This is a genomic window from Flavobacterium sp. ZT3R18 (assembly GCF_007097385.1).
Lineage (GTDB): Bacteria > Bacteroidota > Bacteroidia > Flavobacteriales > Flavobacteriaceae > Flavobacterium.
Genome location: NZ_VJZS01000036.1, coordinates 1 through 16,216 on the forward strand (window position 1 = coordinate 1; position 16,216 = coordinate 16,216).

Annotated in this window: 14 protein-coding genes and 1 pseudogene; all 15 read right to left on the reverse strand. The window is 32.2% G+C overall.

Annotation, left to right across the window (positions count from 1 at the left end; genetic code table 11):
• Window positions 1-460: 460 nt before the first annotated feature.
• Window positions 461-1,228, reverse strand: coding sequence for a nucleotidyl transferase AbiEii/AbiGii toxin family protein (locus tag FNW52_RS20095; RefSeq protein WP_143379255.1), 768 nt, complete (start codon window positions 1,226-1,228; stop codon window positions 461-463).
• Complete coding sequence (locus FNW52_RS20100) at window positions 1,225-1,464, reverse strand: hypothetical protein (protein WP_221933420.1); 240 nt, start codon at window positions 1,462-1,464, stop codon at window positions 1,225-1,227. The genes FNW52_RS20095 and FNW52_RS20100 overlap by 4 nt, the downstream gene beginning before the upstream one ends.
• A gap of 210 nt (window positions 1,465-1,674) precedes the next feature.
• Window positions 1,675-3,009: a relaxase/mobilization nuclease domain-containing protein gene (locus tag FNW52_RS20105; protein WP_143379257.1), complete on the reverse strand. Its 1,335-nt coding sequence runs from the start codon at window positions 3,007-3,009 to the stop codon at window positions 1,675-1,677.
• Entirely contained in the window at window positions 2,994-3,386 is a 393-nt protein-coding gene (locus FNW52_RS20110) for a plasmid mobilization relaxosome protein MobC (RefSeq protein ID WP_185966051.1), read from the reverse strand. The genes FNW52_RS20105 and FNW52_RS20110 overlap by 16 nt, the downstream gene beginning before the upstream one ends.
• Before the next feature lie 229 nt (window positions 3,387-3,615).
• Window positions 3,616-4,515, reverse strand: a complete 900-nt coding sequence (locus FNW52_RS20115) for a toprim domain-containing protein (RefSeq protein WP_143379259.1) — start codon at window positions 4,513-4,515, stop codon at window positions 3,616-3,618.
• Window positions 4,516-4,943: 428 nt separating this feature from the next.
• Complete coding sequence (locus FNW52_RS20120) at window positions 4,944-6,779, reverse strand: type VI secretion system baseplate subunit TssF (protein ID WP_143379260.1); 1,836 nt, start codon at window positions 6,777-6,779, stop codon at window positions 4,944-4,946.
• 53 nt (window positions 6,780-6,832) lie between these two features.
• Window positions 6,833-7,777 carry a hypothetical protein gene (locus FNW52_RS20125; RefSeq protein WP_143379261.1) on the reverse strand — a complete coding sequence of 315 codons (945 nt, stop codon included), beginning with the start codon at window positions 7,775-7,777 and terminating at the stop codon, window positions 6,833-6,835.
• Window positions 7,777-8,751 (reverse strand): hypothetical protein, encoded by a 975-nt coding sequence (locus FNW52_RS20130; RefSeq protein ID WP_143379262.1) that lies wholly within the window; start codon window positions 8,749-8,751, stop codon window positions 7,777-7,779. Before FNW52_RS20130 ends, FNW52_RS20125 begins: the two co-directional genes overlap by 1 nt.
• A gap of 212 nt (window positions 8,752-8,963) precedes the next feature.
• The gene (locus FNW52_RS20135) at window positions 8,964-9,689 is read right to left on the reverse strand and encodes a hypothetical protein (protein ID WP_143379263.1); all 726 of its coding nucleotides are present in this window, start codon (window positions 9,687-9,689) and stop codon (window positions 8,964-8,966) included.
• Window positions 9,670-10,626 (reverse strand): hypothetical protein, encoded by a 957-nt coding sequence (locus FNW52_RS20140; protein ID WP_143379264.1) that lies wholly within the window; start codon window positions 10,624-10,626, stop codon window positions 9,670-9,672. The genes FNW52_RS20135 and FNW52_RS20140 overlap by 20 nt, the downstream gene beginning before the upstream one ends.
• Before the next feature lie 5 nt (window positions 10,627-10,631).
• Window positions 10,632-11,687: a DUF4280 domain-containing protein gene (locus FNW52_RS20145; RefSeq protein ID WP_221933421.1), complete on the reverse strand. Its 1,056-nt coding sequence runs from the start codon at window positions 11,685-11,687 to the stop codon at window positions 10,632-10,634.
• Window positions 11,675-12,460, reverse strand: coding sequence for a hypothetical protein (locus FNW52_RS20150; RefSeq protein ID WP_143379265.1), 786 nt, complete (start codon window positions 12,458-12,460; stop codon window positions 11,675-11,677). The genes FNW52_RS20145 and FNW52_RS20150 overlap by 13 nt, the downstream gene beginning before the upstream one ends.
• Complete coding sequence (locus FNW52_RS20155; RefSeq protein ID WP_143379266.1) at window positions 12,460-14,562, reverse strand: phospholipase effector Tle1 domain-containing protein; 2,103 nt, start codon at window positions 14,560-14,562, stop codon at window positions 12,460-12,462. Before FNW52_RS20155 ends, FNW52_RS20150 begins: the two co-directional genes overlap by 1 nt.
• A gap of 2 nt (window positions 14,563-14,564) precedes the next feature.
• A complete protein-coding gene (locus FNW52_RS20160; protein ID WP_143379267.1) occupies window positions 14,565-15,650 on the reverse strand; it encodes a DUF2931 family protein in 1,086 nt (361 codons plus the stop codon).
• A 119-nt stretch (window positions 15,651-15,769) separates the two neighbouring features.
• A pseudogene (locus FNW52_RS20165) lies at window positions 15,770-16,216 on the reverse strand (hypothetical protein); the annotation flags it as partial.

Consider the following 16,216-nt stretch of genomic DNA (forward strand, 5'->3'; position numbering starts at 1 on the left):
CAAAGACACAATATTTAACAATTTAATCAAAAGGATGGTAAAGGCAGATAATATTTGCCATAAAGAAATAATATGTGGTTAGGTACCGACCTCAAAAGAAGATATAGAAGGACTGCTTAACGCAGGGATTGACAATCTACTAAAACTGAATGTTGTGTATAATGAAACAACATTTGTGGAATGTCGAGATTTAATTGGTTCAATCTATCATGAAAATCTGACATTCGACGGAATTGGATTTCGAACCACAAGAATCAACGAAGCGGCGGAGTTACTACACCTGATTAATAGTGAAATAGATAAAAATAAAAAAGGGACAAAGAAGAATTTTTATTCCTTGTCCCTTATGGTGGTCCATACGGTATCGTTTACGAACCATTTCTTGCAGGATTTAAAGAAACTTGCTTTAAAGTAATTATTGCAAAAACAGTATATTACTAGTAGATAATTCGTTATAATGTTACCTCAATCGAAAACCTTGTGGTCTGGGAAAACGCATGCTAAGATGAGAATATAGACTTCTTACTTTAGTTCGCCAATCAATCTTTGATACTGCCCAAATTTTATTCCCTTCAACGATATGAATATTATCATGGGAATGAGAGGGTAATTTCGTTGAGCTTGGTACATCGTCGAATTTTAGTAATAATTGAGGATTATCAATAGGTGAAAGATGCTTCTCTAAATCAAAAATAGTTCTGTCTTTATCTTGATTGTATTTAGCCATCTTGATTTTTAGTTCGTCATATAAATTCACAAGCGGAATTTCATTAGTGATAAAATCAAGGTCATAAATATCTTTTTTGGTTGTACGGTTGGCTGCGCTAACTAGTTTGAATAATCCAATATCTCTTTTTGATAAAAGTCGAATATTGTCCTTTATCTCAATAGGATAAAGATTTTTCATATTTTGTAATAGCTCAATTTTTATGGTTACTCCGTCTTCTATATTTATAAAAAACCTTAGAAAAGTGAACTGGTCGTTGATATCACATGGATTGTCAAACCTGCTTGCCTTATTTCCATAAAATGCTAAAACCTCGTCTTCTATTTGTTTAAAACCAGCTTTACCAATAATATCTGGGCAAAACAAATCAATATCATCTGATATTCTGTGATTAAATTGTAGAGCAAGATTAGTGCCTCCGCCTAATGCAAAGTCCGAAAGTGATGACAAGCTTTGTAGTTCTTGAATAGTTTTAAGAATAGCTGGAGATACGGCGCTCATATTGATAAGACAAAACGTTGAAACGGTGCTACATTATAACGTTTGGCTACACTTAAGCAGACCTTGTTGCTAATGTTTTCTTTAGTCTCTTTTAGATATTTCACAATATCTTCAGGAGAATACAAGTTTTCCAACAGTTGGATATCCGCCTCAAAAGTATCTGGAGTAGTAGCATACAAAGCTCTAGGTATTATAATCGCCTTGTCCCTTTTTAGATCAAGTCTACTATAATCCATGTCCCAAAACAAATGCTTGGGAAAGATGTTTGCTATATTAATCTTTTGTTTCATTGTGCTTTATGATATATGTCAATTATAATGCCAATAGTAATCAAGTTTTTTTGTATAGGTAATTTACAGACATTCAGTATTTTAATATCTTTCTAGATAGTGTAAAGGTATGAAATAGATTTAATATTAAATATTATTGTAACTATGTAATTAGTTTTAGTGCCCTAACCCTCTTCTCTGTTTCTTCTTTCTTTTGTTTTTTAACTGATATGGTAAATAATCAGCTGCTTGTTCAGACTGCATTAAATTATCAATTATCTTATCTAATTTTGGTAACATTGTAAAGTATTGCTTCTCTCCCAGTATAAGCACATCCAATACTTTTACCAAATCAGGAATAGTTAATGTACCTCTTTGTTGTTCCATTTTGTTAATCAACAATTCTTTAGAAGGAAGATTTTCATAAATCTGACTTCTTTTTTCTTCACCAGCAACCTTTAATGCGCAACGCTCCTGTATAGCTTTTGCACTATATTGTTTCCCCAAGCTACTACCATTAAAAACGTTTTTTGTCGTACGGTCTATATAGGTTATGCCGTAAAGCAAACCTTCTGCGCTTTTTCTAAAAACGGTATGAATACCTTCTTTTTCTAATTGTCTTACCAGCTCGGTTATTGGCATTGCTTTCTCTCTTAACAGTGCCACATCAATAGCAAGTTTCACTCTTGATTTATCGGACATGCTTCTAACCTCGTTGCTCTTAAATTTTTCTTCTAAGAATTTCAAAGTTGGTTTATTATAAAAACTACTCGCTTTAATTGGAACACCTATTGGTTTGCCTTGTTCGTTCAATATATGATAAACCAATCCCTTTGCTAAAAATATTTTTGAATTCTCACTACCACGGTCAGCCATGACATTATATTGATTCAATACTGCATTAAGTTCTGTAAGGCTCTCATACTTGTAATGGTTCAGAACTACATTTAGAACATTGAATATGACTTTCTTTGATTCCATCCTTCCATACTGAACCTTGCCCATAGAAATAGGTTCTAAACTAAATTGCTCTTTCTTTTTTCGTCCTTCTGCTTTTACTAGTCCAAAGAGTTCTTCAATCTCCTTTCTTGCAGGTTCTGATTTTCTAATACCTAAATGATGTAGGTCGATTCGCTTACCATCCCTTTCAATATTGACAGTCACCACATGAACGTGCGGGTGTCCAGCATCGTGATGTTGATATACCAAATAGGGTTGTTCACCAAAACCTATTTTCTCCATATAAGTATCTGCAATAGCTATTAGTTTTTCTTTGGAATGATTTTCCGATGGGTCAAAATTCAGGGAAATATGTAGCGTATTACATTTTACATTTTCGTTTAATTCCGCTCGTTTTACAAAACGATTTAGCTTCATAATATCTGTCATTTTATCGACGTCAGTAGGATAATTACCAGCTACGATACACTCGGCAATACCAGCTTTGACTTTGTTCTCGTTGTAGTAAAAAACGCTACGGATGGAGTGACTTGTTTTTATGATTGCAACCATTTGTCCGTAATTTTACAGGTGTGACTTTTAATGCCGTCTATCTTATCATTTATGATTTTTCTATCTATTTCAAAACTGATAATCCAGACTCTGAATTCAGGAATTTGTTGCAGGCTATGTAGTTTTTTTACTGCCTGATTTAGATTGTTCCCAATAGCATTTAACTCCTTACGAAGTACTACCGTTTCTTCCATGAAATCATCCAAGGATTGATTCCTGTAAGTGGTTGTAATACTCTTGTCGAATAGATGTTTACGGAGATAGTCACTTAGTTTACGGCAAGTACTGGCTTTCCATTTCTGTTCTGTTTTCGCATATTCTTCTGGCGTTAGTCGCAGCGTGATTTTGCGTGTCCTGTTTGAATTTTCTCTTTCCATCATCTTTCATTTTCATTGTTATCAAACTCTTTTTAACCTTTCAGTTTCTCTGCACCCGAGTTCCGAGGACAGGGCAGCAAGATTCGGTTGTCCGACAACCGTTCATCTTGCTGAGTGCAGGAACGTTGCATTCTTTTAGCTTTTTTAATATCTTCAAGACTTTCAATCTTTCAGAGACTACCAAAAAGTTTACAGTCTTTGAAAATTGTAAATAAGTTGTGGGTGATTTTTATAATTTGCGCCCTAAATGTTTTTTGGGAGCTTTTGAAGGATTCATAATCCAGTCGTTAAAATCGTTGTGGTTTTTGTAAAGGGTACTTTCGTCTTTGTATTGGGAACTCATTGAAAGTGCACGCTGAGTACAATTTATTCCTGTTGTATCCCTGTCAAGATAAAGCCGAATATGTTTGTGATTTTCCATAAATGGGCGTGCTCTTTCAAAGAATGAAACTGAATTTAAAACAACAAAATCCTGACCTTTTTCGGGAAGGTTTTTGGTTGTAGCTTTAAAGGATAGAAAGTCTATAAAACCTTCAAAAATTAGAGCTTCTTCACAACCATTATCTATGATGGTAATGTCTTTTGGCGAGCTGCTAGTTTTGAAATACGGATTACGAATTTCAAAACCTCCGGAATTGTTTTTAAAACCAATTCCAAAATAGGTTTTGTTATTGAGTTCATAACGAACTTCCCTGCAAAATTGGTCGGCAATTTCAATGGGTATTTTTCTTTGTTCGAGGTATCTTAAAAGTGCTGGAGAAATAAGCGGAAAATCTCCCAGAATTTTGATTTTATTTTCTGTATCGATACTTTTATTTGAATGCAAAAAAGTTGGCTGTTGAAGAGAAAAATTAGTACTGAGCTTTTGTAACAATTCACTAACGGTACAGCCATGATACAATATGCCAAAATCAATTATGTTGCCTCCTTTACCTAAACCGTGGTCAAACCATAAATTAAGCTTTCGGTTGACTTTAAAAGAGGGGTCGTGTTCATCCCTCAAAGGTGAACAATACCAATAATCTACATTTATAATTTTAGCAGGATTGTATCCTAATTGAGACAGATAATTAGTCATGTCAATTTTTTTGGCTTGCTCAGTTGAGAGCCATTCTTTTCTGAAATCCATATCCACACATTTTTCAAGTTCATTATTCAGTCAACTACAAAGTTAAACAAGAAAAAAATGTTTTGCTATCATGGACATATTATGTCCATGATAGGTTTATGGGCTAGAATTCAGTTTTATACATTTTCAAGTTTAACGTCCAATCAACTACGAAGTTAGTCAAGAAAAAAATGCTTTGCAATCATGAGTAAATTTTACCTATGATAGTCTAATAACGTTAAATATTTGATTTTGAAAACACTTTAAATCATCAACAAGAACTTTGCTAAAAATGATCATACCAGTTTTATGGATGACAAAAAGAACCAAACTAAAACAACTTTTAGTTTGATTATAAGTGTTATCTTATTTATTATTCTTGAAGAATGTTTAATATTTTTTGCTATAAAAATAGATTCAGCACTTAAAACAAGCACATAAACAATTAATTAACTCTCTTCAAAGAGGCGATAAGGAAATACGCCCGATGATTTGCTCTTTAAATACTTCATGAAACTCTCACATAAATATCCCCACTCACTTACGGGCAATTTTTCCTTTTCGGATTTGTTTATTTTTAGATAAATATCAACTGTTCTGCTGAATCCTTCCTTTAAAGAAATTTCTTTCCGCGTGCCTTTTTCTATTCTAACACCTGAAATACAAGCCTTAAAATGATTAAAACTAAAGGCTTTTATATCGGCAATAGTCACAATTCGCCCACGTGTTAATAAGGCATTACGATAGAAAAATATGCGATCCTGATCGCTTTGCTTACTTAGACCGCCAACAGATGTCGTGATTAATACGATCGATTTGTTTGAATCAAACAATTTGTCCTTTGGTTCTAAAATAGTACCTGTTTTGATATTATTACCATCTTCGGCAGCAGTTGACCAATAATTTACATCAAATGATTGATCACCAGCTACATCAACTCTTGGTTTGATTATTAAATGCGGATCGTTATTCTTAACAGAATTGCTCTCACCTGCCTGCTGCTGAACAGATAACAATAACTGGCTGATTTCCCCTAAAGATTTCGAAGCAAAATCCTTACCTATATAAGAAAAAGAAGATCCTTCATCTTTTAGTAAATCCAGTACTTTTTGAATCAATTCAGTTGCGCTTCTCGTGTCAAATTTAGAAGTACCAGCTGTTCGTAATACTGCCGTTCCATCTTCTATTACACTATCTATAAAATCTTTTATTTCATAATAATTGTTAAATGGATCTATAACATTCTCTATGTCAAGATAAATACTTTTTTCTGTATTGAGTACCAAATAAGACAATGTATTTTTAAGTACTTTGTTTATTGTATGCAGTCTTTTATTAATTACCGGAAAACAGTTGACCTGAAAAATCACATTATCTAATACCTGCGGAACCAATGATTCCGGAAAGACCATTTTTATCCAAATAATTGGTTTGTCATTTGTGTTGTTTACCTGCGCAAAACACTCATGATTCAGGTTGTATTTTTTTAAATTTTTATGTTTTAGTTTTTCTTTTAGGGTATAAAAGTTGTCAAAGTAATATTCGTTTACTTCTTTTATTATTTCACTAAGATGCACGCTGCTCTTATTTAAATTAACGGCATCATTGTTATTTAGAGGAACATTATAACCCGCTTTTATCTTAACTTGAGTATCATCATAAAAGCATTTCATATTTTTCAAGTAATATTCAAGCATTTCCTTCTGCTGAATGTCTTTAATGTCTATATACAACATCAAATCTTCGAGTTCCAAAACATTTGGGTTACTCAATTCTATGCCCAGAAAAACCTCCCCGGAAGGCAATGAATGATGATAATCTTCAACCGCTTTTTTTTCTAAAACATTCGAAACTTCATATAAATTACTTCCATAAGCTATATACTTAATCTCACAAGAAGCTAATTTCACTTCTAATGTCGGAGAGAAAGCAATCTCTTTGAAAATTGGTTCCAAAGGGTTGTAAATGTTAGGAATTCTTTTGTCTATAGTTAACTGATTGAGCAACGAAACTTTTGTATTGTTTTCTAATGGTGAAGCGTGTAAAATTGCCTGCGCTGGCCTGGCTCCAATACTAGCTTCAGGGAACATAATCTCGAGTATCCTCTCTACAACACCAGTATTTAAATCCTGAAGTTCCTCGGAAATTTTCTCCAACTCATGCGACAATGCGCTTATCATCAATGACACCATAGGGTCAAATGATGATTCCATTTCTATACTTGAAGAACCCCAAGCTCGTGCAGCTCGTTTTAATATTCTATCTTTTATCTGATCTCTTTTCATTAATTTCATTTTTAGCAAACAGTATTGTCACTTACTTGCAGATTAACCATAATCTACTTTAAAGAAATTATTTCCAAAATGTTTTTTGAATTTAAAAATAACTCATCCGAAGGAAATACTTTATAAACCGTTCTTTTAATTTCATATTTTGTTTCCTTACCCAATCCTACTTGTAGTGCGGTGACTTTTTCGTCATAACTATTAGTATTTATATTAAATGATTTTTCGTTAGTGGTAATTAACCTACTTTCATTATTTCTATTTATAAGATATTTAAAAGTATCCTTTTTAGAAAAAACTATTTTCTTTTCTAATGATTGATCTCCTTCTGTGGATTCTTTTAAAAGATAATTTAAAATTCCCTCCTTATTGTATAAAAATTTTACATTCCACTTATCTAGATAATCTGATGCCTGTGATCTATACGATTCCATATAAGCTTTTATCAGTTTAAAATCCTTATGCTTATATTTTTCATTTGAAGAAATAAATTTCAAATCTTCAAGATTATAATCTTGCAAAAAGTCTTCTAGAAAATCTATTAAATCAAGAATATTCAAATTTTCATAGATGTTTTTGTAAAGATATTTGTAATAAATATCATTAAGATAAAAAACATCTTTAGAACCTATTCTAATTGTTTTTGTTGGGATATTGAAAACGAGTTTAATTTTATTTTCATAATTATTGCCTTTGAAATTTAATGATAAGGTATCTTCCTTTCTTGTCAAAGTATATAAAGCAGACTTCTTTTTTGCAGTTATTGCAGATTCATAAAAATCATAATAAGCAATAGTATCCTTTTTGAAATTATATATGTAAATCAATTTCTTTGTATTGATTTCATTTTTTTTATTAATTTTTATATCATCGAGATATTCTCCTTTGTCAATAATTTTATTAACTATATAAACTATAGAATACGATTTTGACGATTGTGCAAATATATTTATATTAAATACTAGTAATATAAATAAGGTAGAGATTAATTTTACCATTAAATTCTTATTTTTTTCCAAAATATAGTATATCCTGCAACACAAGTTGCTTCTAATCCAAAAGTTCTTTTGGTTGCATTTTTATAGTAGAAATCTCCTGTAGTCCAATATTCTTCTTCTGAGAAATCGACATTGGGTAAGTCATAAATTGCTTTGTTTTTCTTCTTCACTACTTTGTGTGTATGCGTTCCTTTTTCAGAAGTAGTTTTAGTAGTGTCGTGAATTGAATTATAATTTAATGTAGAACCCCGTCTTCCCGTTACTTTTTCAACAAAAGAATCGTATAAAGTTTTACTAATTTTAATATAATCGTATTCGTCAAATTTATTATGTCCGTATTTAGTTTTACTGTCAGGCTTTAAATCAGTATCTATACCCCAGGCTAAAAAATCTTCTCCGTCCCATTGCGTAGCATTATCTGTAGGGTCTTCTTTATCATCATCTATATTTCTGAAAAGAGCATCAATTACACCAGCTCTAGAATATAATGAAATCCGATCATTCTCAGAAGTTTTCATTTCAACCTTAAATTTAGCTTCTACACTTGAATATCCTGAATTTAACAGCTGAAACATTGTCTGTCCAATTCTTTTGGACTCATTATAATTGGCATGTGCAATATATAAATATTCTTCTTTTTCTGATGATAGACCCTCATGCTTAACAATATTGCATATTTTCTGAAAATCTGAATGCGCAATATTCTCATCATTCTCTTTCAACAACTTTATACCATTATAAGTCGTGAGCTCTTTTCCTGATTCATCTTTCTTAGTCGATTTTCCTGTACAAGTATAAACATCCTCAACACTTCCTGTATTTTCAGGCTCATCGTTTTTTCCTTCAAAAGTGCCATCTGTGTTATAAAAATGTCCATTTATATATACAATTCTATCTATAATTTCTAATGTCACATTTTGAAATCTTGTATCTCCGTCAATTTCTGCTATATAAAGTATTCTATTGTCGTTCATAACTATTTTTTTATACTATCCCAAAATCCTTTTTTCTTGTCTGCCTTTATTTTATCCATTTCGTCCTGCCACTTTTCTTGATACTCTTTCCATTCGGCTCGAGTATAACCTTTACCCTCGTGAGTTATATGAATTTCATTTTTATGGGCTTCTTCTTGTTGTAATTATTTGTCAGTTTTGTGTATAGGTTTAGTATATTTACGAGTTAATTCTCAATAAAAAATAATCATTTCATTTGTTATCTCTACTTTTTCAGAAGGCGGAAAAGTATCGGATAATTCTCCGCTATAATGCCCATGCAAATTAGTTGTTTCTATAAAATAATGTTGGCTTTCTTCTGGAGAAGTATTAATTGACTCTCGAGAAATTATTTTCCACATATTGTTTTCTTTTATGAAGTTCAGCGTGTTTAATTTCAAGTAATTGTCAAATCCATAATCATAGCTAATCTTAAGGCCTTTTTTATTATGATTTTTATATTTATAATACCCCTCATCTAAAACTATGTACCCTGCTAACTCGCCATCGCCATAACTTATTTGTTTCCAAAACCAGACTTCATTAAATTTCCCTTTTTTATTTAAAATGCTAATTGATATTCTTGTATATTCATCCTGTTTTTTTTTTGCATAACTCAATGCTTTAGAAATATTTGAATACCCTCCAAAACATGAATCTCCAACAAATATTTCTCTTTTTAACAATACTGTTTGGCGACCTAAATCATCAAGCGCGTAATCATCACCAGAACAGATGCTTAACTTGTAAATTACACTATCTAACTCTCTATCTATATAAGAAACATTTTTATAATTATGTTCTTTAAATGTTTTTTGTTTATTTTGTTCTTTTTGAATTACCCCCTGTTTTGGGGCATTTTTACAAGAAAAAAACAATAAAACAAATAGTACTATACAATTATTTATGAAATTTTTCATACTCAAATATTGGTTTTAAAAGATTATAAATTACTGTTCTTTCAGCTAAACCATTAATTACTCCTGTTGTATTTTCAGATGCTGAAGGATTGTTTACTTTTGCTGAAACTTTCCGAATGTCGTCTAAATCGGCATATTTATTAATATTATTATTTTTCCAGTACCAACCAGCTGAATCACAAGCTAAAAATAAATTACTAGATATAGATTTCACGAAATACTCAAAATCTGTAAAAATTTTAGGCGGCTCTACTTTGGGAGGAAATACAAATACTCCTACTTCTGTTTTAGGAACACTTTTCCAATATTCAAAATATGGTTCATAGTTATAGTCGTGTGTTAATTGTAACAATCCTCTACCTCTATAGAATTTTCCCCCACCATAACTATCTTTGGGAAACTGTTCGCAAGTATCCACAAATGAGCTGGTTTCTTGATAACTTTGAGATAAAAAATGAATTTTTCTTATGCAAGTATTTATTTCGTGTACTTTAAATGTTTTATTTATTTCTCTTGTAAATACGGTCAAATTCGTATCCTTCTCTTGTATTTTTTCAATTCTTTTTGATTGAAAAACCGCAAGCCCTAATTCATCAAATTTACTTAACGTTTTTTTATATCTCTTAGGTTGCTCTTTTTGAACGAACTTATTTTGTAAATCATAGTAACCATCTTTTCCCTTTTTTACAAGTAAAACTTCATTCTCATTAATATACAAAGGATCTTCATTGTTATAAAATTGTTGCTCTTCATGTACATTTTCTTTTTTTCTCAGTTTGGTAATAATATCGGTTAATTCCACTTCCGTAAAATCTCTATTACAATAGCATTTCTTTTTATATATCTCTAAAGTTACATCCTGAAATCTAGTATCTCCATCTGCACTCTTAAATCTTAAAACTCTACCAGTAAAATCTTCATCTCTAAATTTTTCCATACCACTTATTTTTTAATACTATCCCAAAACCCTTTTTTCTTTTCCGCCTTTATTTTATCCATATCGTCCTGCCACTTTTCTTGATACTCTTTCCATTCTGCTCGAGTATAGTCTTTACCTTCTCGAGTGATGTAAATTTCAGTTTTCTTTGCTTCTTCTCGTTGTAATTCTTTGTCTGTTTTGTGTTTAGGTCCTTCCGCTACATCTTCAAGCTCTACTTCCTCCTTTAAAATGGCTTGCCCATCTGCTCCCACAGTTCCTGAAAATGTTATTTCTTTTACTCCATCTTTTGCATCGTATCCGTTTTTATCATCGACAATTATTGTTATCGCCTCTCCTTCTTTATAATTTCTCGTTTTTATCAAAACACTTATCTTCTCTCTAACATAGGCTTTTTGGATTTTTTCTTCCATATCGTCATACATCCATGCCATACTTAGAATTTTTTTCTTCTTTAGTCCTTTGGATGCCGGCTTAACGTCTTCCGGTTCGTTGCGCTGTCCGCAATCTGTAATTTTTATATCAACACCTCCATAATTACATTTTATAGTACTTTTTAAGAGCAGCGGGAATTGTTCTTGTACTTTTGAAGTTCCTACGTCCTTCCATTTTCCCAATTGCATCATCGAGGCGCAAGGGCTGGAACTTTGTGGGCTTTTGGTACAATTACCTTTAAAGATTAAGCTTTTCATGTCTTTCTCTTTTACAGTAGCCGTTTTTTTGCCTTGAGTTGTAGGAGTATCAAAGTTTACTTTGAGATCCCCAAGTGGATTTGTGCACAGCGTGCATTGTAATTTTGCTCCATCAAGAACCATTTTCTGTCCGTCTGAGGCTTTTTCTTCTTTTTTCTTTTCCTCTTTTGCTTTTTCCTTTCGTTTAGTATTTTGTGAGCTTTTATGTTCTATATTATGTCCTGCTATATCTTCATTTATTTGATCTTTGTTTTTACTAAAATCAAAGATTTCATCTTTTTCTTTTTGTTCTTTGTCCAAACGTTCCTGTAACATCTTATCGTAATCAGGCATACTTAATCCTCCAAAAATATTGTCTAGCCAACCCATATTACACTGTATTTTATGTTCTTGTGTTCAGTTTCTATTTTTAAATTGCTTTCTATCAATTGATTTTCATCACCGTAAGTCAATGTTCCTTGATATCCTTGTATCTCAACATTATTGGATATAATTTTTTTATTGGCATCATCACTTTTTTGTGCACCGATACTAACTTGAGGTCCTCTTTTATCTATCCAAATTTCTTCTGTAATTTCAGTATCATCAAGATCTAAAAGAATACTTTTTCGTTTTATTGGCATCTTCTGAACATCATTTTTACCGAATAATCCATGAAAATACAAGCCAAACATAGCATTGGTTTTCAAGAAGTAGACTGTCTTTTCTTCGTCTTCTAACACCTCTGTAATATCACTCAGGAAATCTTCAAATTCAAAACCTACATGATCTTTTCTTAGTTCAGCCTTTGTTTCTGCCCATCGTTTTTGGATTTCTTTAAGGTTTTTAATTTTTTTAATTTCACCTTTATCATTTACTCCTAACAAAATGTCACCAAACGCATAGATGTCTTCTTTTAGCAATCGCTCGTTTTGTATCGATTGATTGGATGTTAAAGTCACTTTTGATGTAAATACATCAAAATAAAATAAATCTCTTATTTTGCCTAAATATACAAGCTCTACATCACGAGTAGATACATTCTCGACAGCACGCTTTTTATTAGTAAAATCAGTTACCGTAGTTCTAAACCTATAAAACAGAATTTTGTCTAATACGGGGTCTAAAGCAAAGTCGAATATAAAATGTGTTAAGGCTATCATTAGGTATTTTTTTTCAAGGGGTGTTCAAGTCTAATTCTATTCTTTCGTGGATCCATACCCATCCAATCTCTATTGGATGACCAATGGAAATATTGGTTTCTTAATATTTTAAGAATATTATCCTCTGTGTAGCCTTTAAATGCCCTGTAGTGATCCAATGTATCATAGTTACTGTATTCTGATGTTTTCGAAAAAGCATTTTTTTTATCTTCTTCTATTGTTTTCTCATTTCTGTGATCATCTCTCAAATAACCATAATCGTAAAGCCCATGTAAACCAGGTGAATATTCACCTGAACTTGGTCTTTTTTGAGCTATTTCTCGTTCCTTTTTTAATTCGGAAATTCTTTTTTCTATTTCTTCCTTTCTTTGTGCTTCTATCTTAGGATATACATTTTTTTTAAAATTTTCATACGCTTTATCATATTCAACTACTCTCTCTGCTTCGTGTATTTTATCATCGTATTCCCATTCGAGTTCATTATCTTCTGCCATAACATATTTACGCAAACGTTTTTTTGCAGCGTTTAACACTTGGTCATCGCCTAGCGGATAAGAAGCATCCATACTAGTTACTAATTTATCCTGCAAATAATCTTTTGCAAGCTCCCCCATAAAATGCAAGGGTATATAACTATACTCTTTTCTTAACATTCTAGTGCCGGTTAGTTTTTTATAAGCTTGTATCAAATCGTCACTTATTACTAGTTGTGAATCATTAAACCAATGTTCGAAGATTAACTCCTCTTTAAATTCTTGTAAATTGAACCTTTCGATATTGAGATTCGCTTTTGTTGTAAAAAAATTCAATGCATTTGTTACATGACCCAATGTGTTAGGCTGAGAGGTTTCTATTTCGTCTATCTTTTCTAGACCGTTTTCATAAGCACCGCCAATATCGCAATGCACTCCAGGAAAGTTTTTCTCTTTTCTATTATTTTTTCCTGTTGCTTCACTTATTTTTCCTGGCAATAGTCGCGTTAAATCAAAATTCTCACGATGCTCATTTTTTGCTGTAAAATGTACTATTTGAGTTGCTTTTAAATCATGTAAATTCAAAGCCTCTTCATCATCCTGAAATAAACTTGAAGCAATAACATGTACAGCGCCTTTTCCAAGAGTATTATCGTCTTTTAAATCGCCTTTTTCTTCATAAGACGATACCGTGTCATAGAGACCTATAAAACGTACCTCTACCTTAATGTTTTCTAAATCTTCAGGTGAAATTTTATTTACAAGAAAGCTATACCCTAAATGCCCCATTTTTGGCATTTTGTTATCTTCTAATAGCGAAACATCTATTTCTTCCAGATCACTATCAGTAAAAATAGTTTTGTATTTTGGAGTTAGAGTCTCGGATTTAGAATAGTGGTTTTCAGTATAATACCCGTCCTGTACTTTTTTGGGAATAAGTTTTGCAGTTATTTGGTTTACCTCATGTACAAAGTTACGCGCTGCAGCTGCTCCACGACTAAAACCAAAAACATCTAGCGTAATGGTTATTTTTGTTTTCTTTTCTTTATTTTCTTTTTTCTTTATTGCAATTTGAATTCTTTTTGCAAGTTCATTACAGCCTTTACGTACTTTGCTCCTTATGCCTGTACTCCCAGACCCATATTGAAAACCATCATCTGTATCACGGGCAACATCCTCTGTACCTATTCCTTCAATGTATATTCTATAATCCTCATTGCACCCCATAAACATACGGGCGACATTGGTAAAATCATTAGCAAAACTGTTATCTACTCCCATTTTATCTAGTGCCTTAGTCCATTTCCAAACTTCATAACCGCTATTTCTATGTGAGGCTTCCAGATACGCTTTATGTTCGTCGCTAAAACCGCTACTGTCTATATTACTATAGTTTTCTTCTTCTGCCTGACGAGCTGTGTCTCTAGCTTTTTCGCCCGACGAATCAAATTGGTAGTCATCTTTTTTTTCATTATTCATAAAATCCTTATCCCGGTATAATTTCCGGAGTTTGGTGTTTTTCATATTATTGAGTGTGCCATCAAAAAATACCCCAAAATTAAATCGTAATTCATCCTTTAATATATCGTCTTGGCTTGAGCCTGCATTGTAAACAAATGATTTTCCCATGCTTATTTTCTTTTCGATTTAAAAACGTCTATTTTGCATTTTACCAAGGCTATTTCTTTGTCATTCCCTTTGAGCCGTACGGTCAAGTCATCATTAAAAGAACTTACTCTAAACTCTATCTCTACCTTGCCTTCTTTATTGTCCTTGTATATTTCCTGAAAAGCAGCAAAAATTTCATTTTCATCAAAATCGGCAATGCCTGCATAGCGTTGCCCAGCCTTGTCTTTCCAGCTCATGCTAAACCCATTGGGAGTTGCTCTTTTTAGAAATTCATTTTTTATAAAACTATCACCAAATAATTCATCTTTTTCACCATTGTACATATCAAATGAAAATTCATCCATTTTTCCTTCGTTTTGTACAATTGCCGTAGGGCGCCAATAGTATTTTTCTCTATAAATATCCCATAAGCCGTAAGGAATGCTTTTTTTCTTGTTGGCCTCTTGTATTTCTAAGGGTATTATACTGGTATTGCTCATGATGTCTTTTCGCCACGATTCGTCAAACAATAATCGCTCGTGGTTGTCTAGCGTGTTTATTTCGGCTTGAGATATCTTGGTTTTAACCCCTAGGTAGCGCCCTATTTCTACTTGTTTTCCTGGCCCATAAAGCCAAATGACCACCACGCCACCAGGAGCAAAACCTGTAATAATGTATCTGTAATAGTCCTTTTCATGTTTGCCAAAGTCTATTAAAGAGCCGTAACTGGGGTAGCCTTCCTTAAACAATTTTACCATTTTGTCATGGTCTATGGTACAATCTATACTATAGAGGGTGGCTTCGGCATAGGACATCCATATTAAGTTTAGCCTATTGGGTACCGTTGCTTCACTGGAGCCCATTCCAGAACCAGCCTCTCCCCAACCTGATTTACCTGTAGCAATACCAATTGATAATCCAGAAAAACTAGACTGGCTTTCAAGACCTCCTTTATATACTTCTATAGGATAACCTAAAGAGGCATTTGCAGTTGCTTCGTATTCAAATTTTGGTTCATTCATATCTTCTTTGTCTTTTTTGTTTTGGCATGCTGTAGTTATCGTTAGTAATAACGCTAGAGCATACAAGTGAATTTTTATTATTTTCATATTTTATGTTTTCTTCCATTGTTGAGTGTCCCGTCAAAAAAGTCTAAACGAAAGCCTCAATTCATCCTTTAATATATCGTCTTTGCTAAAGCCTGTGTTGTAAATAAATGATTTCCTTCTTAATTCCAACTTTGCCAAACACATAAAAGTGTAATAATTAAACTAAAGATTGTAAAACGTAAAGAATAAGCATATATACTATCATTTGTAGCCTTTTTTTTAAAATAATAAACCTGTATAGTGAAAATTATTAAAGACAGCACAATCAGAAAACTAGAATACACTAAAGAGCAAATTCCAGCCTGCATCGATTTAGTATGACAGAGAGAGATGAATAAAACTAAATTCATTAATCCTATCGTAATAGAGATGAACAATAATTTAAAAAAGGCATATCTATTGATGTATGTTGTTTGGCTTTTTATATACTTCTCATCTTCTCCTTTTTTTAGTAGTAAAACAAAACTATAAAACGGAATAAATAAATAAAACCATGGCTTTTTAATATCATTCATTCTTTTTATTCCAGCTGAAAATAATACCATAAAAAACAATATTGAATAGAT

Bases quoted from the DNA above. Each gene is read 5' to 3' on its own strand.
- FNW52_RS20155 (WP_143379266.1), bottom strand. From the start codon at position 14,562: ATGGGAAAATCATTTGTTTACAATGCAGGCTCAAGCCAAGACGATATA.
- FNW52_RS20145 (WP_221933421.1), bottom strand. From the start codon at position 11,687: ATGGGTTGGCTAGACAATATTTTTGGAGGATTAAGTATGCCTGATTAC.
- FNW52_RS20095 (WP_143379255.1), bottom strand. From the start codon at position 1,228: ATGAGCGCCGTATCTCCAGCTATTCTTAAAACTATTCAAGAACTACAA.
- FNW52_RS20160 (WP_143379267.1), bottom strand. From the start codon at position 15,650: ATGAAAATAATAAAAATTCACTTGTATGCTCTAGCGTTATTACTAACG.
- FNW52_RS20120 (WP_143379260.1), bottom strand. From the start codon at position 6,779: ATGAAAAGAGATCAGATAAAAGATAGAATATTAAAACGAGCTGCACGA.
- FNW52_RS20125 (WP_143379261.1), bottom strand. From the start codon at position 7,777: ATGGTAAAATTAATCTCTACCTTATTTATATTACTAGTATTTAATATA.
- FNW52_RS20115 (WP_143379259.1), bottom strand. From the start codon at position 4,515: ATGGATTTCAGAAAAGAATGGCTCTCAACTGAGCAAGCCAAAAAAATT.
- FNW52_RS20130 (WP_143379262.1), bottom strand. From the start codon at position 8,751: ATGAACGACAATAGAATACTTTATATAGCAGAAATTGACGGAGATACA.
- FNW52_RS20140 (WP_143379264.1), bottom strand. From the start codon at position 10,626: ATGGAAAAATTTAGAGATGAAGATTTTACTGGTAGAGTTTTAAGATTT.
- FNW52_RS20135 (WP_143379263.1), bottom strand. From the start codon at position 9,689: ATGAAAAATTTCATAAATAATTGTATAGTACTATTTGTTTTATTGTTT.
- FNW52_RS20100 (WP_221933420.1), bottom strand. From the start codon at position 1,464: ATGGATTATAGTAGACTTGATCTAAAAAGGGACAAGGCGATTATAATA.
- FNW52_RS20105 (WP_143379257.1), bottom strand. From the start codon at position 3,009: ATGGTTGCAATCATAAAAACAAGTCACTCCATCCGTAGCGTTTTTTAC.
- FNW52_RS20110 (WP_185966051.1), bottom strand. From the start codon at position 3,386: ATGGAAAGAGAAAATTCAAACAGGACACGCAAAATCACGCTGCGACTA.
- FNW52_RS20150 (WP_143379265.1), bottom strand. From the start codon at position 12,460: ATGATAGCCTTAACACATTTTATATTCGACTTTGCTTTAGACCCCGTA.